Origin of the sequence: Streptomyces sp. NPDC008086 (assembly GCF_042957325.1) — a bacterium.
GTDB lineage: Bacteria > Actinomycetota > Actinomycetes > Streptomycetales > Streptomycetaceae > Streptomyces.
The window spans coordinates 24561-44424 of sequence record NZ_JBIBIA010000022.1 but is presented as its reverse complement, the minus strand read 5'-3'; the positions used below and the strand labels follow the sequence as shown (position 1 = coordinate 44424).

The 19864-nt window shown below is 69.8% G+C and carries 17 protein-coding genes and 5 pseudogenes; 3 read left to right on the top strand and 19 right to left on the bottom strand.

Annotation, left to right across the window (positions count from 1 at the left end):
• The 9 genes and pseudogenes from ACFZBP_RS41970 to ACFZBP_RS41930 form a co-directional block, all read right to left on the bottom strand.
• Window positions 1-179: pseudogene (locus tag ACFZBP_RS41970) on the bottom strand (serine hydroxymethyltransferase); the annotation flags it as partial.
• Window positions 176-613, bottom strand: a complete 438-nt coding sequence (gene gcvH / locus ACFZBP_RS41965) for a glycine cleavage system protein GcvH (protein WP_391421110.1) — start codon at window positions 611-613, stop codon at window positions 176-178. The pseudogene ACFZBP_RS41970 and the gene gcvH, both read right to left, overlap by 4 nt.
• Entirely contained in the window at window positions 610-1791 is a 1182-nt protein-coding gene (locus ACFZBP_RS41960) for an FAD-dependent oxidoreductase (protein WP_391421109.1), read from the bottom strand. Before ACFZBP_RS41960 ends, gcvH begins: the two co-directional genes overlap by 4 nt.
• A gap of 305 nt (window positions 1792-2096) precedes the next feature.
• A pseudogene (locus ACFZBP_RS41955) lies at window positions 2097-2322 on the bottom strand (PP2C family protein-serine/threonine phosphatase); the annotation flags it as partial.
• A gap of 196 nt (window positions 2323-2518) precedes the next feature.
• Window positions 2519-3652, bottom strand: a complete 1134-nt coding sequence (locus tag ACFZBP_RS41950) for an SRPBCC family protein (RefSeq protein ID WP_391421108.1) — start codon at window positions 3650-3652, stop codon at window positions 2519-2521.
• Window positions 3653-3680: 28 nt separating this feature from the next.
• Entirely contained in the window at window positions 3681-3986 is a 306-nt protein-coding gene (locus ACFZBP_RS41945) for a hypothetical protein (protein ID WP_391421107.1), read from the bottom strand.
• A complete protein-coding gene (locus ACFZBP_RS41940; protein ID WP_391421106.1) occupies window positions 3987-4274 on the bottom strand; it encodes a hypothetical protein in 288 nt (95 codons plus the stop codon).
• A complete protein-coding gene (locus ACFZBP_RS41935; protein WP_391421112.1) occupies window positions 4271-5356 on the bottom strand; it encodes an S-(hydroxymethyl)mycothiol dehydrogenase in 1086 nt (361 codons plus the stop codon). Before ACFZBP_RS41935 ends, ACFZBP_RS41940 begins: the two co-directional genes overlap by 4 nt.
• Window positions 5357-5779: 423 nt before the next feature.
• Window positions 5780-5830: pseudogene (locus ACFZBP_RS41930) on the bottom strand (hypothetical protein); the annotation flags it as partial.
• Window positions 5831-5940: 110 nt separating this feature from the next.
• On the opposite strand from ACFZBP_RS41930, the pseudogene purU reads away from it, so the two are divergent.
• Together purU and ACFZBP_RS41920 are read left to right on the top strand one after the other, a co-directional pair.
• Window positions 5941-6096 (top strand): annotated as a pseudogene (gene purU / locus ACFZBP_RS41925) (formyltetrahydrofolate deformylase); the annotation flags it as partial.
• Window positions 6097-6220: 124 nt separating this feature from the next.
• A complete protein-coding gene (locus tag ACFZBP_RS41920) occupies window positions 6221-7018 on the top strand; it encodes an IclR family transcriptional regulator C-terminal domain-containing protein (RefSeq protein WP_391421105.1) in 798 nt (265 codons plus the stop codon).
• Between the two features lie 40 nt (window positions 7019-7058).
• Here ACFZBP_RS41920 and folP read toward each other — a convergent pair whose 3' ends face one another.
• From folP to ACFZBP_RS41880, 8 genes and pseudogenes are all read right to left on the bottom strand, one after another.
• Window positions 7059-7886 (bottom strand): dihydropteroate synthase, encoded by an 828-nt coding sequence (folP, locus tag ACFZBP_RS41915; protein WP_391421104.1) that lies wholly within the window; start codon window positions 7884-7886, stop codon window positions 7059-7061.
• 146 nt (window positions 7887-8032) lie between these two features.
• Window positions 8033-8635: a sarcosine oxidase subunit gamma family protein gene (locus ACFZBP_RS41910; protein ID WP_391421103.1), complete on the bottom strand. Its 603-nt coding sequence runs from the start codon at window positions 8633-8635 to the stop codon at window positions 8033-8035.
• Window positions 8628-11873 carry a sarcosine oxidase subunit alpha family protein gene (locus tag ACFZBP_RS41905; protein ID WP_391421102.1) on the bottom strand — a complete coding sequence of 1082 codons (3246 nt, stop codon included), beginning with the start codon at window positions 11871-11873 and terminating at the stop codon, window positions 8628-8630. Before ACFZBP_RS41905 ends, ACFZBP_RS41910 begins: the two co-directional genes overlap by 8 nt.
• Window positions 11874-11885: 12 nt before the next feature.
• Window positions 11886-13118: a sarcosine oxidase subunit beta family protein gene (locus ACFZBP_RS41900; protein WP_391421101.1), complete on the bottom strand. Its 1233-nt coding sequence runs from the start codon at window positions 13116-13118 to the stop codon at window positions 11886-11888.
• A gap of 70 nt (window positions 13119-13188) precedes the next feature.
• Complete coding sequence (locus ACFZBP_RS41895; protein WP_391421100.1) at window positions 13189-14049, bottom strand: bifunctional methylenetetrahydrofolate dehydrogenase/methenyltetrahydrofolate cyclohydrolase; 861 nt, start codon at window positions 14047-14049, stop codon at window positions 13189-13191.
• Between the two features lie 36 nt (window positions 14050-14085).
• Window positions 14086-16524, bottom strand: coding sequence for an FAD-dependent oxidoreductase (locus ACFZBP_RS41890; protein WP_391421099.1), 2439 nt, complete (start codon window positions 16522-16524; stop codon window positions 14086-14088).
• A gap of 263 nt (window positions 16525-16787) precedes the next feature.
• Window positions 16788-17007: pseudogene (locus tag ACFZBP_RS41885) on the bottom strand (hypothetical protein); the annotation flags it as partial.
• Between the two features lie 31 nt (window positions 17008-17038).
• Window positions 17039-17455, bottom strand: a complete 417-nt coding sequence (locus tag ACFZBP_RS41880; protein ID WP_391421098.1) for an integrase core domain-containing protein — start codon at window positions 17453-17455, stop codon at window positions 17039-17041.
• Between ACFZBP_RS41880 and ACFZBP_RS41875 the strand changes: the two genes are divergently transcribed.
• Complete coding sequence (locus tag ACFZBP_RS41875; RefSeq protein WP_391421097.1) at window positions 17397-17837, top strand: group II intron maturase-specific domain-containing protein; 441 nt, start codon at window positions 17397-17399, stop codon at window positions 17835-17837. The genes ACFZBP_RS41880 and ACFZBP_RS41875 overlap by 59 nt on opposite strands.
• Before the next feature lie 286 nt (window positions 17838-18123).
• Here the strand turns inward: ACFZBP_RS41875 and ACFZBP_RS41870 are convergent, their stop codons facing one another.
• Both ACFZBP_RS41870 and ACFZBP_RS41865 read right to left on the bottom strand, forming a co-directional pair.
• A complete protein-coding gene (locus tag ACFZBP_RS41870; protein WP_391421096.1) occupies window positions 18124-18765 on the bottom strand; it encodes a hypothetical protein in 642 nt (213 codons plus the stop codon).
• A gap of 131 nt (window positions 18766-18896) precedes the next feature.
• The gene (locus ACFZBP_RS41865) at window positions 18897-19859 is read right to left on the bottom strand and encodes a glycine betaine ABC transporter substrate-binding protein (protein WP_391421095.1); all 963 of its coding nucleotides are present in this window, start codon (window positions 19857-19859) and stop codon (window positions 18897-18899) included.
• Window positions 19860-19864: the final 5 nt, after the last annotated feature.

Below are 19864 nucleotides of genomic sequence, written 5' to 3'. Positions count from 1 at the left end.
GGATAGCCCTCGGCGTACTTGTTGGTGGCGACCGAGCCCTGGGCCTCCATGACCGCGACCGGCGCGAAGTTCTCGGAGGCGATCATCTCCAGGGTTGTCTGCTGGCGCTCCAGCTCGGCGTCGAGCGCGGCGGCGACCTCGGGGTCGAGCTCGTGCAAGGGCTGGTTGAACAGGGTCATCGGCGGTCTCCTTGAGTGTGGGCGCAGTGGGCGGCGTAGGCGTCGGGGGTCAGCACGCCGGCGATGTTCTCGACCCGCAGCCGGAACAGCCAGCCGCCGGTGTAGGGGGCGGAGTTGACCGCGCCAGGGTCGTCGGCCAGCGCGGGGTTGACTTCCAGGACCCGGCCCGAGGCGGGGGCGTACAGGCCGCTGACGGCCGTCAGAGACTTGATCTCGCCACAGCTCTCCCCCGCCTCGACCCAGGTGCCCACCTCGGGCAGTCGGAGGTGGACGACGTCGCCGAGGGCCTGTGCCGCGAAGGCGGTGATGCCGACGGTGGCGTCGCCCTCGTCCACGACGAGCCACTCGTGGTCCCAGGTGTACCGCAGGTGCCGCGGAATGCTCGTGGCGGTCTCCGCTGCGGAATTCGGGGCGAGTTGAGGCCCGGAGGTCATGACACGACGGCCGCGGCGGCGGGGACGAGGGTGCGGCGGAGCCGGTTGAAGAACTTCGGCTGGTTGAGGGAGAGCACGGCGACGGGGGTGCCCTCGCGCCGGTAGACGGCCGTGAAGGTGCGACTGTCGACGTCGCCTTCGACGACCTCGGGCTGGGCGCCCGGGGCGACGTATCCGGCGACCTGGATGCGGGCCTGGTACTGGTCGGACCAGAAGTACGGCGGGGTGAGCGAGGCGGGGGCCGACACACCGGTCAGGAGGGTGCGGGCGGCGGTCTTCGCCTGCTCGGTGGCGTTGCTCCAGTGCTCGATGCGGGCGTGCCGTCCGGTGAACGGGTGGGGGCAGCGGGCGACGTCACCGACGGCGACCACGCCCGGGACGCCGGTCGAGCAGCCGGAGTCGCACACCACTCCGTCGTCCACCTGCACGCCGGAGCCGGCGAGCCAGTCGGTGTTGGGCCGCACGCCCACGCCGGCCACGACGATGTCGGCGGGCAGCACCCGCCCGTCGGCGAGCCGTACGCCGGTGACCCGGCTCTTGCCGATCAGTTCCGCCACGCCGGTTCCGCACAGCAGCTGAACGCCGTGATCGCTGTGGAGCGAGGAGACCACGAGCCCCATCTCACGCCCGAGCTGGCGCTCCAGGGGTACGGGGAGCGCCTCGACGACGGTGACGTGGAGCCCGAGCCGTTGTGCCGTGGAGGCGACCTCGGCACCGATGAACCCGGCGCCGATGACGACGACCCGGGGCTGGCCGTCGAGCAGTTCGGCGCGCAGGGCCTGGGCGTCGTCCAGGGTGCGCAGGGTGTGGACGCCCGCCAGCCCGTCGGTGCCGGGGAGGGTGCGGGGGGTGGCGCCGGTCGCGATGACGACGCCGTCGGTGCGCACATGTCGTCCCCCGGTCAGGGTGACGGTGCGGGCGACGGGGTCGAGCCGCACGGCGCGCTCGCCGAGCAGCCACTGCGCGTCCAGGACCTCGTACTCGTCGGCGTCGCCGAGCGCGAGCCCGTCGGCGTCGATGTCGCCCTTGAGGAAGTCCTTGGACAGCGGGGGGCGGTCGTAGGGAGCGTGGCGCTCCTCCCCCACGACGACGATCTCGCCGTCAAAGCCCTCTGCGCGCAGCGCGCGGACCGTGCTCAGTCCTGCCAGCGACGCTCCGACGACGGTGATGCTCCTCATGCCGGCTCCAGACGGGAAGTTGTCTCGCATAACACAACTACACTCGCTATACGCAACATGCTTTCTGTGCGGTGCGGCGTTGTCAAGGGAGGCGTCGCACATCAATTTCTGATGATGCTCGAGGTTGCGCTATTCGCAACTATGGAGTCGGCTCCTCCCACTGGTCCAGGAGCAGGTCGCCCACGGCTCCGTCGAGCTCGGTCTCGGCGGCGTCCAGGGACTGTCCGCTCCAGATGACCTTGCCGCGATCGGTGTACCGGGTGCCTCAGCGCCGGCCGAACTGGGCGACGAGGAACAGCCCTCTGCCGCCCTCGGCCCATGGTCGCGGCCGCGTGCAGGCCGTGGCCGACCACGTCGCCGACCACGAGGGCCACGCGGGCGCCGGGCAGCGGAATCACGTCGAACCAGTCCCCGCCGACCCCGGCCTGGGGCGGGCAGATAGCGGTAGGCCACGTCCAGCGCCTACTGCTCGGGCAGGCCGTGCGGCAGCAGGCTGCGTTGCAGGGTGACCGCCATGGTGTGCTCGCGGGTTTAGCGGCGCCACCGAGGGCGGACGTACCGAGGGTCGCCGGGATCTGGACGTGTCCATGCTTGGAGTATTGGCCGTTGTTGTCCGGTGGCCCCGCGCCCCGTTCTGCCGGATCTCCACGTGACAGCCCCTTGGCCCGCCCACCTGCCGGAGGGGCCGCAACAGCAGGTGGGCGGGCGGTACTGGGGTGGGGCGGGGTCAGTGCGTGGGGCGCACCTCGAGCTTGTTCTGCAGCCAGGTGTGGAACTCGCCGATGTGGTGCTCGCTGGGCACCAGCACGCCGCCCTTGGCGTACGCCTTCGAGCTCATCGCCGGCTGGGTGCGCTCGCAGGCGTCGAAGTCCTGCTGGTTGACCCGGTGGAAGAGTTCCACGGACCGGCTGACATCCTTGCCGCTCTCGACGACGTGCGGCAGATACAGCCAGTCACACTCCACGATCGTGCGGTCCACCGACACCGGGTACATCCGGTGGAAGATCACGTGGTCGGGGACGAGGTTGATGAAGACCTGCGGCCGGACGGTGATCGCGTAGTAGCGGCGGTCCTGGTCGTCGGCGACCCCGGGAATGCGGTCCAGCCCCTCGGATCCGTCCACGGTGAAGCCCCGGACGTCCGCACCGAACTCGGCGCCGTGACCGACGTAGTACTGCGCGGCGTAACCGTCCGCGAACTCCGGCAGGACTTCCGTGAGTTCGGGGTGGATCGTGGCGCAGTGGTAGCACTCCATGAAGTTCTCGATGATGAGCTTCCAGTTGGCCTTCACGTCGTAGGTGATACGACGGCCCAGCTTCAGGTCGTCGATGCCGTAGCGCTCGATCGACTCCAGGTCGCCGAGCCGCTCGACGACCGCGCCCTGCACGTCCGCCTCGAAGGAGGGCGGCTCGTCGGCGAGGCACACCCACACATGGCCGAGCCACTCCCGCACATGGACGTTGATCAGGCCGTATTCCTTGCGGTCGATGTCCGGCATCGACGTCAGGTTGGGAGCAGCGACCAGCTTGCCGTCCAGGCCGTACGTCCAGGCGTGGTACGGACACTGGAAGGCGCGCTTGACCTCGCCGGACTCCTCGGTGCACAGCTTGGCGCCGCGGTGCCGGCAGATGTTGAGGAAGCCCTTGACCGAACCGTCCCGCGAACGGGAGATCAGCACGCTCTCGCGGCCCACCTGGTAGGTGCGGAACGCGCCGGGCTTGTCCAGGTCGGCGGCGCGGGCCACACAGAACCACATGGCCTCGAGGACCCGCTCCTGCTCCTGGGCGAAGACCTCGGGGTCGGTGTAGTACTCACCGGTCAGCGTGGGGATCAGGCTGGGCGGCAGGTTCGTAATGGTCATCTCGTCACCTTCGGAGATATCGGAAATGTCAGACGCGCACGCGGTGAGGGTCGAACAGAGCGATGGGGTGGTCGGTGGTGCCGGCGGTGGCCAGATCGGCGAGGATCTCGCCGATGACGGGCACGAACTTGAACCCGTGGCCGGAGAACCCGCAGGCCACGATCACCTGCGGATGCCCGGCGTGTTGGCGTACATACAGGCCGCGGCCATGAGAAGCGGCCGGGCAGGGTGGGGATGCGGGGGCGCAGGTGGTCGGCCATGGCAGCTTCGGCGCCCAGGCCCCGGGGGCGATGACCAGGCGGTCGGCGGTGTAGGCGCCGCGATCGGTGACCACTCAGGCCTTGCCGCCCGGGCCGTCGGCCTCCCAGCCGAGGACCACCTCCGCGAAGTGCAGGTCGGCGCCGTGCGCGCGGGCCAGGTACAGGTGGGCCGTGACGGTCGCCTCGGGACGGGCGATGCCGGCCCCGCGCTCGTAGAAGGCGACGTCCTCGGCGGCCGGGTTGAAGGTGGGGAAGACCTCGCCGTCGTTGCCGATCAGCCAGACGTCGTTGTCGACCTCCCAGCAGCCGCCGTCCAGTTCGAAGGTGCCGGAGGTGACGAGGCGTTCGATGAGCGCGGTCACAGGACCACCACCGAGCGCAGGACGTCGCCGTGGTGCATCTTGGCGAACGCGGCCTCCACGTAGTCCAGGGCGATGGTCTCGGTGACGAAGTCGCCCAGGTCGAAGCGACCCTGGAGGTAGAGGTCGATCAGGACGGGGAAGTCCCGGGCGGGCAGGCAGTCGCCGTACCAGGAGGACTTCAGTGCCCCGCCGCGGCCGAAGACGTCCAGCAGCGGCAGGTCGAGGGTCAGGTCCAGCGTGGGTACGCCGACCAGGACGGCGGTGCCGGCCAGGTCGCGGGCGTAGAAGGCCTGTTGGAAGGTCTCGGGGCGGCCGACCGCGTCCACGACGACGTCGGCACCGAAGCCGCCGGTGAGTTCGCGGATCGCCTCGACGGCGTCGGTCCGGGAGGAGTCGACGGTGTCGGTGGCGCCGAACCGCTCGGCCCACTTCAGCTTCCGCTCGTCGACGTCCACGGCGATGATCCGGCTCGCGCCGGCCACCTTGGCGCCCGCAAGGGCGGCCATGCCCACGCCGCCGCAGCCGATCACCGCGATCGAGTCGCCGCGGCCCACTCCGCCGGTGTTGACCGCGGCGCCGAACCCGGCCATCACCCCGCAGCCGAGCAGGCCGGCCGCGGCGGGCGAGGCGGCCACGTCGACCTTGGTGCACTGGCCGGCGGCGACCAGGGTCTTCTCGGCGAAGGCGCCGATGCCGAGGGCCGGGGACAGTGGGGTGCCGTCGGCCAAGGTCATCTGGCGGGTGGCGTTGTGGGTGGCGAAGCAGTACCACGGCTTGCCCTTGCGGCAGGCCCGGCAAGTGCCGCATACGGCACGCCAGTTGAGGATGACGAAGTCGCCGGGCGCGACATCGGTCACGTCCTCGCCGACCGACTCGACGACACCGGCCGCCTCGTGGCCGAGCAGGAAGGGGAACTCGTCGTTGATCCCGCCCTCGCGGTAGTGCAGGTCGGTGTGGCAGACGCCGCAGGCCTGCACCCGCACCAGCGCCTCACCGGGGCCGGGGTTCGGCACCAGGATGGTCTCCACCGAGACCGGCGCGCCCTTCTGGCGGGCGACGACGGCGCGTACCTCGTGTGTCACGGTCGATCTCCTCGTCGAGGGGATGGCCGATTGCGATCTTCGGGATCTTCGGCCGGATGTTCTGGATGACGGAGGGCGTCGATCGCTCCCCGGAGCGACCGACAGGGGAGGGAGGTCGAGCTCACTCAAGTTGCGTATTGCGCAATCCTCTTCACAATGAGCAACGACCGAGCAAACTGTCCCCTTGCCGACACGCACTGTCAAGGGGTTGGTCGAGCGAAGTCGCCATCCCGGCAGAAAACGGACGCGGGAAGCCCGGCACAGCACTGATCTCAGCCCGAGGGTGCGGCCCCGTGTCTCCTCGGCCCACGCGAAGGACACCAGCCAGCCCACCCCGGTGATGCCGGCGCCGATCAGCATCGCATTCTGGGCCTCAGCGGTGCGCCCCTTGTTCACCAGCCACAGCGGCGACTTCGGCGTGCCGAGGCGCATCAGCAGGATCACGGCGCTCGGCACGGCGCCCGAGGCGAGCATCCACCGCCACGAGCCGTTGCCCGCGATCTCGGCCATCACGTAGCCGACGGTGGGCGGGCGGCCGCCGAGAAGGTCTCGGAACGCCTGGGCCACTTCCGCCGCACCACCGCGAGCAGGACGTGGTCCGGGTGGACCACTCCCGCGCCCCCGACGAGCTGGTCACGATCGGCCGCGACGTCGAGGCCCAGGTGCTCGCCCGCGCCGTCGAGTGGCACAGCCAGAGCCGGGTGCTGGTGAACGGGCACTGCACCGTGGTCTTCCGCTGACGGGACGGGTCGTGCGAGCATGCGGGCGGCCGGAGTCGGCCGTCCCGCGACGCCCTCCACGGTCCCCGTGGGACTCGGTGAAGCCTCTTGGCGACCCACGGGGAACCATGCATATAGTTGCGCTATGAGCAACTACGCCGCAGATAGCGAAACAGCGGGTCCCGCGGTGAGCGGTGTGCAGTCCGTCGACCGCGCCGTCAGCGTCCTGGAGATCCTCGCCCAGCGCGGCGAGGCGGGCGTCAGCGAGGTGGCCGCCGAGATCGACGTCCACAAGTCGACCGCGTTCCGTCTGCTCGGAGCGCTGGAGGCGCGCGGCCTGGTCGAGCAGACGGCGGAACGGGGCAAGTACCGGCTGGGCTTCGGCATCGTCCGTCTGGCCGGCGCGGTCACCGGCCGCCTCGACATCACCCAGCAGGGCCGACCGGTGTGCGAGCGGCTCAGCGAGGAGATCGGCGAGACCGTCAACATCGCCGTCATGCAGGAGCACTTCGCCGTCAACCTGTGCCAGGTACGCGGCCCGGGCGCCGTCGGCACCCACAACTGGGTCGGCCAACTCACCCCCGTCCACGCCACGTCGAGCGGCAAGATCCTGCTGGCCCACCTGTCGGCGCAGGAGCGCTCCGACGTGCTCGCGGAGTCCGGGATGCGGAAGCTGACGCCGCACACCCTGACGGCCAGGACCGAACTGGAGAAGAACCTCACCGACGCCCGTGAGCGCGGGTACGCGGTGACGCTGGAGGAGTTGGAGATCGGTCTGCACGCCATGGCCGCCCCGATCCGCTCCCGCGACGGCGAGGTCGTCGCCGCGCTCAGCGCCTCCGGCCCCGCGTACCGCTTCACCGAGGAACGCATGCACGAGCTGGCACCCGCGCTGATCGGCGGCGCGCAGGAGATCAGCCGCCGGATGGGCCATCTGGGCTGAGGCCCTCTCAGGGACACTCGGCCAGCGGCGTTCAGCTCACTCAGCTCAGCGGCGACCGCGCGGAAGTCGCCGCCTCGACGCCCCAGCGCGCCGTCACACGTACCGCGTCGGACGTCGAGGCGACATCGTGCACGCGCAGGCACCAGACGCCCTGTGTCGCGGCGAGCACGGACACGGCGGTCGTCGCGGCATCCCGCAGCCGCGCGGGGCGAGGTTCTCCCGTCGTCCGGTCCGCCAGCAGGCTGCCCAGGAACGACTTGCGTGAGGCGCCCACGAGGACGGGATGCCCCAGGCCCACGACGTCCCCGAGGCGGCCCAGCAGCTCCCAGTTGTGCTCGGGCGTCTTGGCGAAGCCCAGCCCGGGGTCGACGACCAGGCGATCCGGCCGTATCCCCGCCTCCAGCGCCGCGTCGATCCTCAGCCGCAGCTCGTCGAGCACATCGGTGACGACGTCGTCGTAGACGGCCTGCGTCTGCATGCCGGCGGAGTGCCCGCGCCAGTGCATCAGCACGTACGGCACGCCCGCCCGGGCCATCAGCGGCAGCATCGCCGGGTCGGCCAGACCCCCTGAGACGTCGTTGACCAGCCGCGCGCCCATGTCGAGCGCGCGGGTGGCGACCTCGGCCCGCATGGTGTCGACGCTCACCGTCGCGCCCGCCGCGGCGAGTTCCCGGACGACGGGCAGGACGCGTCGCAGTTCCTCCTCGACGGGCGGGCGTGCCGCGCCGGGCCGGGTCGACTCGCCGCCCACGTCCACGATGTCCGCGCCCTGCTCCAGCAGCGCGAGCCCGTGCGCGACTGCCGACTCCGCGGCGAACGACAGCCCGCCGTCGGAGAAGGAGTCCGGGGTGACGTTCAGGACGCCCATGACCAGCGTCCGGCCCGGCCGGGGTAGCCCGTACGGGTGAAGGGCCGGTGTCCCCGGGTGGGGTGAAGTGGTGGCGTGGGCCATGGCGGTCACAGGCGTCCGGCTTTCGATGTGCGTGACGTGAAGGCGTGGTGCGAAGGGTGCGCTCAGATGTGTTCCGTCGCCGCGTCGAGCAGCCAGTCCGCCAGATAGCCGGCGAACGTCGAGCGCACCAGGACCCAGAACCCGGCCCTCGGATCGTCCCGGGCGACCAGGACGACCTGCGTGCGGCCCAGCGTCGCCTGGGCGCTGCGTCCGGCGCCGAAGGCCCGCGGGTGCAGGTCCAGCGGACAGCCGTGGGCCAGCAGGTCGCGGGCGCGGGGGCCCGTGACCAGGAGCGTGGTGCGCTGCGCGGAGACGTCGATCACGGACACGAACTCGTCGCCCGCGGCCTGCCGGATCCGGCTCTCCAGGTTCCGCTCGCTCCCCGGCGGCCCCACCAGCAGCCACTCGTCCGGGCCGAGCCACAACGCGGTCAACTCCCCCGCGCGGACCACGGTGTTCGGCTGGAGCGGCAACTGGAGGTCCAGTGCGAGTCCGACGGCTTCCGCCGCCGCCCCTTTGGCGTCGAGGCGCACGTTGAGCTGGGCCAGGAAGGGGAGTTCGGCCAGTCGGATCGCGCCCCCGGACGTACGTGTCGCGGCGGCCAGGCGGTCCGCGACCTGCGACAGCGGACTGCGGAGCGGGGCGGTAAGGGCGGTCTCAGCCATCGCGGCGGGCTCCCTCGGGGTCGTAGAGGACGGGGCTGGCGACGGTCACCGGGACCAGTTGGTCGCCGACGGGGGCGTAGAGCCGCTCGCCGATGCGGTCCCGGCCGCCCTTGATCAGGGCGAGGGCGAAGGTCCGGCCGAGGGCCGCGCTGCGGTAGCTGGAGGTGACATGTCCGAGCATCGGGACGGGTGGGGCGGGCAGTTCGCTGTCGGCGACCAGATGGGTGCCCTCGGGGAGGAAGGCCGCCGGGTCCTCGGGGAGCAGGCCGACCAGGTGCTTACGGTCGGGGCGGACGGTGTCCGCACGGGCGTAGGACCGCTTGCCGATGAAGTCGGGCTTCTTCTTCGATACCGCCCAACTCATGCCGAGGTCCTGGGGGGTTACCGTGCCGTCGGTGTCCTGGCCGATGATCGGGTAGCCCTTCTCGGCGCGCAGGACGTGCATGGTCTCCGTGCCGTACGGGGTGATGTCGTACGGGGCGCCGGCCTCGTACACGGCCTCCCACAGGGCGAGGCCCTGCCACGGGGACACGTTGATCTCGTAGGCGAGTTCGCCGGAGAAGCTGATCCGGCAGACCCGGGCCTCGATGCCCGCAACGGTCGTCTCCCGCCAAGCCATGAACGGGAAGTCCTCGTTGGCCACGGCGAGTCGGGGTGCGAGTGAAGCGAGGACCTCGCGGGACTTCGGGCCGACCAGGGCGACCGTGGCCCACTGCTCGGTCACGGAGGTGCAGTGGACCTTCAGCTCGGGCCACTCGGTCTGCAGCCACTCCTCCATCCAGTCGAGTACGGCGGCGGCGTTGCCCGTCGTCGTGGTGACCAGGAAGCGGTCCGGGGCGACGCGGATGACCGTGCCGTCGTCGAAGACCATGCCGTCCGGGCGGCACATGACGCCGTAGCGGATCATGCCGACCTTCAGGGTGCTCATCATGTTGGTGTAGAGCAGGTCGAGGAAGACGCCGGCGTCCGGGCCCTGGACGTCGATCTTGCCGAGCGTGGAGGCGTCCATGAAGCCCACGCTCTCGCGGGTGGCGGCGCACTCGCGCAGCACGGCTGTCTCCATGTCCTCGCCGGCCTGCGGGTAGTACCAGGGGCGCTTCCACTGGCCGACGTTCTCGAAGAGGGCGCCGTGCGCGACATGCCACTCGTGGATGGCGGTCGTGCGGACCGGGTCGCTCAGCGCGCCCCGGTCGCGGCCCGCGAGAGCGGCGAAGGAGACCGGCGTGTACGGCGGGCGGAACGTGGTCGTACCGAGCGCCGAGATGTCCACGCCGAGCAGGTCGGCGACGACGCCACTGGCCAGGACGCCGGAGGTCTTGCCCTGGTCGTTGGCGGTGCCGGCCGTGGTGTAGCGCTTGGTGTGCTCCACCGAGCGCAGACCGGCGCCGGTCGCGCGGGCCAGGTCGTCGACGGTGACGTCACGCTGGAGGTCGACGAAACGCGGGGCGTCGTCCGCGCCACCCGGGACGACGTACACGTGCATCGGCGGCGTCTGCCGCGGCTGGGCGGACACCTCCGGGAGGCGGGGCGTTTCGGGCGTGTAGCCCTCGGCCTCGACGGCTCGGGCGCCGGCGGCCGCGCCCTGGGCCAGAACCGTGGCCGGGTCGAGGACGCCGCTCGCGCTGCCCACGACCTCGACCGCCTGGTGGCAGGTGTCGGGGACGAAGGAGCCCAGCGTCTCGTCGTGGCGGAGCTTGCCGCCGGACTGGCTGAACAGGTGCGCCACCGGGTTCCAGCCACCGGAGACCAGGAGCAGGTCGGCGGCGAACTGCCGTCGGCCTGTTGTCTCTCCGTACGGGGCGACGGTCACGGCGGTGAGGCGTGTGTCGCCTTCCGTGCCGGTGACGGCGTGGCCGGGCAGGACCTCGATGCCGGCCGCCCTCGCGCGGTCGGCCCACTCCCCCGGTTCGGGGCGGGTGTCGACGATCGCCGCGATGGCGAGGCCCGCCGAAGCCAGGTCCAGCGCCGCCGCGTATGCGCTGTCGTTGGTGGTGAGGACCACCGCGTGGCGGCCCGGCAGAACGCCCTGGCGGTTGAGGTGCGTGCGCGCCGAGGAGGCCAGCATCACGCCGGGGCGGTCGTTGTCCGGGAAGGCGAGCGAGCGCTCGTGGGCGCCGGTGGCGAGGACGACGCGGCGGGCTCGGATGCGGTGGATGCGTTCGCGGGAGACATTGGGCGGGGCGGCGGCGCCGAGGTGGTTGGTGCGGCGCTCCACGGCGAGGATGTGGTTGTCGTCGTAGTAGCCGAAGACGGTGGTGCGGGGCAGGACGCGGACCTCCGGGGCGGCGTCGAGCTGTTCCGTCACCTCCCGCACCCAGTCGAGGTGTTCGGCCGAGCCCAGAAGGCTGCCGCCGAGTTCCGGCTGGTCGTCGGCGAGGATCACGCGGGCGCCGCTTCTCGCCGCCGCCGCCGCTGCCGCGAGACCGGCCGGGCCGGCGCCGACGACCAGCAGGTCGCAGTGGGCGTGTACGGCGTCGTATCGGGCCGGGTCCGGTTCGGCGGCGAGGCGGCCCCGGCCGGGGAGGCTGCTGGCGACGAGGCCGTCGTAGAGCTCGACGGTCGTCGCGGGGAGCATCGGCTCGGGGAAGGGTTCCTCGATCTGGATGACCGCGTTGGGCTCTTCGACGCCTGCGGAGAAGATGCCTCGGGGGCGGCCGAGCTTGATGCTGGTGCCGGCCTGGATGACGCCGTTGGCGAGGAGGGCGGAGGCGAGGGTGTCGCCTCGGTAGCCCTGGTATTCGGTGCCGTCGAAGGTGAAGGTGAGGGGGGTGTCGCGGTCGATTCGGCCGCGGGTGGGGTGGCGGTAGGGACTTTTCTCGCCCCCGTCGCCCCTACCCGTCCCATCCTGGAGGGGCTCCGCCTCTTCGACCCCGCCGGGGGGCTCCGCGCCCTGGACCTCGGTCGGCCCTGAACGGGCCTCGTCCTCAAACGCCGGACGGGCTGGGAGCACTGGCCTCGGCTCAGGAGTCGCCGGACGCTCCTCTCCCGTCCTGTACACCGTCAGGATTTCGTTCGTCGACGTGTCCCGCACCGCGTTGAACCAGCGGCGGCAACCCGCCGTGTGGCTCCAGCGTTCGGCGAAGGGGCCCTTCGGGTTGTCGCGGAAGAAGAGGTAGCGGGCCCACTCCTTGTCGGAGAGGGACGCCGGGTCCTCCGGGTAGGGCACGTGTGCCTGGCCGCCGTAGTGGAACTCGGCCTCGTCGCGGGGCCCGCACCACGGGCAGGGGATGAGCAGCATGGGTTGGGCTCCCTAGTGGGCCACCGCGGCAGCGCCGTGCTCGTCGACGAGCGCGCCGGTGGTGAAACGGTCGAGCGAGAAGGGGGCGTTGAGGGCGTGCGGGGTGTCGTGGGCGATGGTGTGGGCGTAGACCCAGCCGACGCCCGGGGTGGCCTTGAAACCGCCCGTTCCCCAGCCGCAGTTGAGATAGAGGTTGTCGACGGGACTGAGCCCGATGATCGGTGAGGCGTCGGGGCTGACGTCGACGATGCCGCCCCAGGTGCGCAGCACGTGGGCGCGGGCGAAGACCGGGAAGAGCTCCAGGGCCGCCGACATCTGCTCTTCGATGATGTGGAAGGCGCCGCGCTGGGTGTAGGAGTTGTACGCGTCGATGCCCGCGCCCATCACCAGCTCGCCCTTGTGGGCCTGGCTGACGTACACATGGACGGCGTTGGACATGACGACCGTGGGGTGCACCGGCTCCAGGAGCTCCGAGACCAGGGCCTGCAACGGGTGGCTCTGGACGGGGAGTTCGATGCCCGCCATGGCGGCGAGGACCGAGGTGTGACCCGCTGAGCAGAGTGCCACCTTGCCCGCGGCGATGGGGCCCAGGTTCGTCTGCACGCCCACCACGCGGTTGCCGACCACGTCGAGGCCGGTCACCTCGCAGTTCTGGATGATGTCGATGCCCGCGGCGTCCGCCGAGCGGGCCAGGCCCCAGGCGACGTAGTCGTGCTTGGCGATGCCGGCGCGCGGCTGGTAGGTGGCGCCCAGGACCGGGTAGCGCACGTCCTGCGAGATGTTGACGATCGGGCAGACTTCCTTGACGCCGTCCGCGTCGAGCCACTCCGCGTCCACGCCGTTGAGGCGGTTGGCCTCCACGCGGCGCACGCTGTCTCGGACGTCCTGGAGGCTGTGGGCCAGGTTCAGCACGCCACGCTGGGAGAAGAGGATGGGGTAGTCGAGCTCCTCCGCCAGTCCCTCCCAGAGCTTGAGCGCGTGCTCGTAGATGCCGGCGCTCTCGTCCCACAGGTAGTTGGAGCGGATGATCGTGGTGTTGCGGGCCATGTTGCCGCCCGCGAGCCAGCCCTTCTCCAGCACCGCGACATTGGTGATGCCGTGGTTCCGGGCGAGGTAGTGCGCGGTGGCGAGGCCGTGTCCGCCGCCGCCGACGATCACCACGTCGTACGACTTCTTGGGCTCGGGATTACGCCACAGGAAGTCGGGGTGGTCGGGCAGGTCGGCGCCGGGGGTGCGGGGGCTCATCGGACGTCTCCGTCTTCTGAAAGGGCGTCTGCGAGGTACGGATGCGGCGGGTACTTGGGGGCGTGCGCGTTCATACGGTGGTGGCGTTCCTCTCGGCGGCCTCGACGACGTTGGCCAGCAACATCGCCCGTGTCATGGGGCCCACACCGCCGGGCATGGGCGCGATCCAGCCGGCGACGTGGGCGGCGTCCGGGTGGATGTCGCCGACCAGGCCCTCGACGGTGCGGGTGATGCCGACGTCCAGGACAACCGCGCCGGGGCGCAGCATGTCCTTGGTGACCAGTCCGGGCGAGCCGGCCGCCGCGATGACGATGTCCGCCTCGCGTACGTGCCACGCGAGGCCCTTGGTTCCGGTATGGCACAGGGTGACGGTGGCGTTCTCGGAGCGGCGGGTGAGCAGGAGGCCGATGGGGCGTCCCACTGTGATGCCGCGGCCGATCACGCACACCCGTGCTCCGGCGAGGGGCACGTCGTGGCGGCGGAGCAGTTCGACGATGCCGCGCGGGGTGCACGGCAGCGGGGCCTCGACGCCCAGGGTGAGCCGGCCGAGGTTGACGGGGTGCAGGCCGTCGGCGTCCTTGGCCGGGTCCATGCGTTCCAGTACGGCATTGGCGTCCAGGTGGCGCGGCAGCGGGAGCTGGACGATGTAGCCGGTGCAGGCCGGGTCGGCGTTGAGCTCGTCGATCGTCTCCTCGACCTGCGCTTGCGAGGCGTCGGCCGGCAGGTCCCGGCGGATGGAGGCGATGCCGACCTGGGCGCAGTCGCGGTGCTTTCCGGCGACGTAGGCACGGCTGCCCGGGTCGTCGCCGACCAGGACCGTGCCGAGGCCCGGCGGAAGGCCGTTCGTGGCCGTCAACTTGGCCACGCGCTCCGCGAGTCCGCGGCGGATGTCGGCGGCGGTCGCCTTGCCGTCGAGCAGCTGTGCGTTCACCGGCGGTGTTCCTTCCCTCGGATGCGACGCGGGGTGTCAGCCACGCAGGCGGGACATGGTGGGGTCGAACAGGGGCTCCTCGGTGACCACGGCCTCGACGCGCCGGTCGAAGTAGCCGATCTGCACGGGGGTGCCGGGGGTGGCGAGTTCGGCGGGGAGCCAGGCGTAGGCGATGCCCTTGCCGATGGTGTAGCCGTGGGCGGCGCTGGTGACGTAGCCGACCGCGCGGTCGCCGTCGTACACGGGCTCCTTGCCCATGACGACCGACCGCGGGTCGTCGATGGTGAGGCAGGTCAGCTTGCGCCGCACGTTCTCCTTACGGCGCTCAAGAGCGGCCTTGCCGATGAAGTCGCCCTTGTCGAGCTTGACGGCGAAGCCGACCCCGGCCTCGTAGGGGTCGTGCTCGTAGGTCATGTCGGTGCCGAAGGAGCGGTAGCCCTTCTCCAGGCGGAGGCTGTTGAAGGCGCCGCGGCCGGCGATGACACCGCCCAGGGGCTCGGCCGCCTGCCACAGGGTGTCCCACAGCTTCGAGCCCTGGTCGGCGGTGGTGTACAGCTCCCAGCCGAGTTCACCGACGTAGGACAGGCGCATCGCCGTCACCGGGACGCTGCCGATGTAGGCGCGCTTGGCTCGGAAGTACTTCAGACCGTCGTTGGTGAAGTCCTCGTCCGTCAGGGGCTGGAGGACCTGGCGGGCCAGTGGCCCCCACAGGCCGATGCAGCAGGTGCCGGGGGTGATGTCGCGTACCTGGACCGTGCCGTCGGCGGGGAGGTGGCGGCTGAACCAGTCGAGGTCCAGGTTGCCGTTGGCACCGACCTGGAAGAGGTCACGGGCCAGGCGGGCGACGGTGACGTCGCTGCGGATGCCGCCGTCGTGGTCCAGCAGCAGGGTGTAGGTGACCGAGCCGACGGACTTGGCGACCTTGCCGGTGCACAGTCGCTCCAGGAACTCGGCGGAGCCGGGCCCGCTCACCTCCAGGCGCTTGAGGGCCGTCATGTCGTACATCGCGACGGTCTCGCGGGTGGCCTGTGCCTCGGCGCCGACGATGGGCGACCAGAACTGGGCGGCCCAGTCGTTCGGGGTGGGGATGGAACGGCCCTCGACCAGCTTGGCGTTGGCCTCGTACCACTGCGGGCGCTCCCAGCCGTTCGCCTCCAGGAAGAAGGCGCCGTGCTCCTGCTGCCGGGCGTGGAAGGGGCTGGTGCGGATCGGACGGGGGTCGCCGGACGGCTGGAGGGGGTGGAGGATGTCGTAGACCTCGACGAAGTTCTGGCAGTCGCGGGCCAGGACGTACTCCGGGGACAGCTGGTGCGGCTCGAAGCGGTTGACGTCGCACTCGTGCAGGTCGAAGGACGTGCAGTGCCCGTCGACCAGCCATTCGGCCATGGCCCGGCCGACGCCCGCGGAGTGGGTGACCCACACGGCCTCGGCGACCCAGAAGCCCTTGACGTCCGGGGACTCGCCGAGCAGCGGGAAGTTGTCGGTGGTGAACGAGAACAGGCCGTTGATGCCCTCCTCGACCTTGGCCTCCTGCGTCGCGGGGAGCAGGGACTGGGTCTCGGTCCAGGCGGGCGCGAAGTCCTCTTCCGTGAACTTCATGACCGACGGCATCTCGTCCGCCTCGTCGAACGAGAGGATCTCGTCGGCGGTGATGGGCATGGGGCGGTGGCCGTAGTAGCCGATGCCGATTCCGTCGAACCGGTCGCGGTAGTAGAGGTCGGCGTCCTGGTGGCGCAGGATCGGGCGGACCGCCTCCTCGGTCTGGCCGGCGAGGGCCGGTACCGGGCCGGTCCAGGCGAGCTGGTGGGCCAGCGGGGTCAGGGGCAGGTTCATGCCGGCCATGCGGGCGATCTTCGGACCCCAGATGCCGGCGCAGCACACGACGATGTCGGCGGGGATCTCGCCCTGGTCGGTCAGGACGCCGGTCACCTCGCCGTCGGACTTGAGGACGTCGAGGACCTCGTGGCGGGCGAGGAAGCGCACGCCGCGCTCGGTGGCCCGGCGGATCTGCGCCTCGACGGCGAGGACCGCCTTGGCGAGGCCGTCGGTCGGGACGAGGAGGCCGCCGAGGACCTTGTCGCGGTCGACCAGCGGGTGCCTCTCGACGCACTCGTCGGCGGTCAGGATCCGCGACTCGATGCCCCAGGCGGTGATCCAGCCGTGCCGGCGGTGCAGTTCCGCGAGGCGCTCCGGGGTGGTCGCCACTTCGAGGCCGCCGACCTGGAGGAAGCAGGGCTTGCCGTCGACGTCGAGGGAGCAGAACTTCTCGACGGTGTAGCGGGCCAGCTCGGTCATGGTCTTGGAGGAGTTGGTCTGGAAGACCAGGCCCGGCGCGTGTGAGGTGGAGCCTCCCGTGGCGGGCAGCGGGCCCTGGTCGACCACGGTCACTTCGGTCCAGCCTCGCGCGGAGATCTCGTCAGCGAGGGCCGCTCCCACGACGCCCGCTCCGATGATCACCACTCGGGGTCCCGCCATCGCCGCACCTCCGAAATTCAGAACCGTTGAGTTGCTTTCTGCGCAACATGATTCAGGTTGCGCAACTCAATGTGCCCGCCTAGAGGAGGGGTGTCAAGAGCTCAGCACGCAGGGACGTTTAGCTCGATCGTGTGATGGTCGGCTTACGGGCTTGCAGCACTGGGCGGCGAACGAGTTCGCGTGGCAGCGCGATCTGGGACGCCGAGTGCGGCGCCAGCGTGCGGGGCCCCTGCTCCACAGAGAGATGATTCAGGGCCTCTCCGTCACCTCTGGCCGCATTCACATGGCCAGGTCGTGAGGGACTCCGCCCTCTCGGCTCGGACCACGTGCCGGTGCGCGGACTCACTTCCGCCCAGGGCCCGTATTTCAATAACTGTCAGCGACCGGGTTTCCGCGGGGGTTATTCGGGCGTGTAGTTGTTCCCATGTGCGGGCGGGCGATCCGGGTATTGGTGTGACTAGGATCCGGTGCAGGTCCAGGATGAAGTGACCCCGTAGGTGCCGACACTTCCGTTTTATGCCGCGAGGTCCAGCCGTTGATGGAAGCGGGCCCTCGCCTCGTACGGCGTGATGTAACCGATGGTCGAGTGGAGCCGCTCCCGGTTGTAATACTCAGCGATCCACCGGAAAACGTCCCGTCGAGCCGCGGCCCTTGTCTCCCAGACGGTCGTACCGATCTCTGCTTTCAGGATGACGAAGAAGCTCTCCGCTGCGGCGTTGTCAAAGCATGAACCGGTCCGGCCGCTACTCTGACGGATCTCCAACTCGGCCAACACGCCCCTGAATTGGCGAGATGTATATGGGGACCCGCGGTCCGTGTGAAAGTCCAGCCGTGAGGCCGTCAGACGGATCCGGAACAGGCTGCGCGCCGAGGTGCGGTCCCTGCACGGGGCCAACGCTGCCGTGGTGCTGCAACGACTCAACCCGATCATCCGGGGCTGGTCGGCCTACTACCGGAGCGTGGTCGCCGGCGAGGTCTTCACCGCGCTGGACGACTACATGTGGAAGCTCACCTACAAGTGGGCGACCCGCGCGCACCCGAACAAGCCCATGCACTGGGTCACCACCCGGTACTACGGCACGTTCAACAAGTCCCGGCAGGACCACTGGGTGTTCGGTGACCGCGACAGCGGCGCCTACCTCCTGAAATACGCCTGGACGAAGATCGTCCGACACCAGATGGCCCACGGCTCGGCGTCCCCGGACGACCCTGCCCTGGCGACCCACTGGGCCGAACGGCGCCGCACCAGCCCACCACCGCCGATCACCGTGCCACCCTGCGCCTGCTCCAGGCGCAGAACGGGCAGTGTCTGATCTGCCGGGGACCGCTGCTGCACGCCGACGCTCCGCCGTCCAGCCCCACCGAGTGGGAACAATGGCTGCGAGGCACCCGACAGGCGATCACCACCAGGAAAATCACCTATCGCGGGATCGAAACGTCGGACGGGGTGCAACTCCGTCTCATCCACTCGTCCTGCACTGCACGCCTGTGAGCCTCTCGGGCTTGCTTGAGCCGAGCTGCGGGGAAAGCCCGCACGGCCGGTTCTGAGGAGGGACCGCCGCAGCAATGCGGCGGTCCTACCCGACTGGCCGGGTACAACTAGCCGACGCAGTGTTCACCCTTCCAGGGCCAGTTGAAGCTTCCAGGCTTGACCAGGGCGACGTTCCAGTAGGGAAGAGCCGCGCAGGAGTCGATCCACAGCTGGGTCGCCGGGAATTTCCCGGCGGTCTTGCTGTTGAACAGCAGTGGCCCACCGGAGTACTTATAAATCTTGACGTTGTGGTCGGACGCGAGCGTGATGTAGGCCTTGGGCTGAGCCGACGTCACGTGATTCGGTCCGAACTCAGCCTTTAGAACACCTTTGTAGTAAATGAGCGCGTTGGCATACTTGCCCATGCAAAGCTTTGCGACAGCCCCGCGCTGCCCCTTAGTGGACACGATGCACTTCCCGACGGTCAGCTTCTGACCGAGGTTCAAGTGGTACTGCCCAGCTGCAGCGTCAGCCTGAGTGGCCGGCGTGAAGATGGATGCCCCAAGCAGCATCCCGGCAATCAGAACGCTCCGCGAATATTTGCGAATCCCCACGTCTCCCCGTTTCCGAATGAATTTGGGTTTGGTCGTAACCGTGTGCCATTCCGGACGAGATCTTACCGGGGAGATGCCTTCACCGCGGGCCTCGGAAATCATTTTTGCAGCAGCTTGACCTTTTTGCCGCAGCTTGACCATTTTACCGGCGGCCACGCTCCAGGTGAGGATTTCATGTTGGAATTCGGGAGGAATCGCGGGCGAAATAGGTTGTTCTCCGGCAGTTCACGCAACACACCCACGGAGCCTTGGCCGGAGAACAACCACATCAGCGACGGACGCCGGCGCTACTTGAGCCAGGCGTCGACCTTGTCCTTGTTGGCCTCGACCCACTTCTTGGCCGCCGCCTCGTCCGTCATCTTGTCCTGCGCGATGTACTTGGCGACCTCGTTCTGGTCGTCGTTCGTCCAGTTGAAGTTCTTCACCAGGTTGTAGGCGGGGCTGCCGGACTTGGCGAACTTCGCGCTGACGATCTTGTTGAGCTTGTACACGGGATAGTCGCAGGCGACCTTCGCCGCGTCGGCGTCACAGCCGTCCTTGTACGGAGGCAGGCTGACCTTCTTCAGCGGGACCTCGGACAGGAACCACTGCGGCTCGTAGAAGTAGCCGATCAGCCACTGCTTGTTCTTCTCGGCGGTGCGGAAGGCCTGGATCAGCGCCGTCTCACTGCCCGCGTACACCACCTTGAAGTCCAGCTTCAGATTCTTCACCAGCGCCTCGTCGTGGGTGACGTACGACGGGTCGCCGTCGAGGAGCTGGCCCTTGCCGCCCGACTCGGACGTCTTGAACTTCGACGCGTACTTGTTGAGGTTCTTGTAGTCGAGGATGTCGGGGTGCGCCTTGGCCAGCCACGGCGGCACGTACCAGCCGATGAGGCCTTCGTTGCCGGTCGGGCCGGCGTCCACGGCGGTCTTCTGCTGGTCGATGTACTTCTTCACCAGGTCGGCGTGGCCCCAGTTCTCCAGGACCGCGTCGACCTCGCCGGAGCCGAAGCCCTGCCAGGCGATCTCTTCCTTGAGGTTCTTCTTGTTGACCGTACAGCCGAGGTTGTGCTGGGCGACGTACGCGACGACCGCCGCGTCCGCCTCGTAGCCCACCCACGGGTTGACGGCCAGATTGAAGGTGCCGCACTTGCCCGAGCTTCCCGAGCCCGCGGAGGAGCTGTCTCCGACCTTCGCCCCGCCGCACGCGGTGAGGGTGAGGCCGAGGACGGCCAGGCCGGCCGCGCCGGCTCGCCAGTGTCTTGCCATGGTGT

Coding starts and splice junctions, on each gene's coding strand:
- folP (WP_391421104.1), bottom strand. CDS start 7,886: ATGGGCGTCCTGAACGTCACCCCGGACTCCTTCTCCGACGGCGGGCTG.
- ACFZBP_RS41950 (WP_391421108.1), bottom strand. CDS start 3,652: ATGACCATTACGAACCTGCCGCCCAGCCTGATCCCCACGCTGACCGGT.
- ACFZBP_RS41890 (WP_391421099.1), bottom strand. CDS start 16,524: ATGGCGGGACCCCGAGTGGTGATCATCGGAGCGGGCGTCGTGGGAGCG.
- ACFZBP_RS41920 (WP_391421105.1), top strand. CDS start 6,221: ATGAGCAACTACGCCGCAGATAGCGAAACAGCGGGTCCCGCGGTGAGC.
- ACFZBP_RS41905 (WP_391421102.1), bottom strand. CDS start 11,873: ATGCTGCTCATCCCCTGCCCGTGGTGCGGGCCCCGCGACGAGGCCGAG.
- gcvH (WP_391421110.1), bottom strand. CDS start 613: ATGACCTCCGGGCCTCAACTCGCCCCGAATTCCGCAGCGGAGACCGCC.
- ACFZBP_RS41865 (WP_391421095.1), bottom strand. CDS start 19,859: ATGGCAAGACACTGGCGAGCCGGCGCGGCCGGCCTGGCCGTCCTCGGC.
- ACFZBP_RS41960 (WP_391421109.1), bottom strand. CDS start 1,791: ATGAGGAGCATCACCGTCGTCGGAGCGTCGCTGGCAGGACTGAGCACG.
- ACFZBP_RS41910 (WP_391421103.1), bottom strand. CDS start 8,635: ATGGCTGAGACCGCCCTTACCGCCCCGCTCCGCAGTCCGCTGTCGCAG.
- ACFZBP_RS41880 (WP_391421098.1), bottom strand. CDS start 17,455: ATGATCGGGTTGAGTCGTTGCAGCACCACGGCAGCGTTGGCCCCGTGC.
- ACFZBP_RS41900 (WP_391421101.1), bottom strand. CDS start 13,118: ATGAGCCCCCGCACCCCCGGCGCCGACCTGCCCGACCACCCCGACTTC.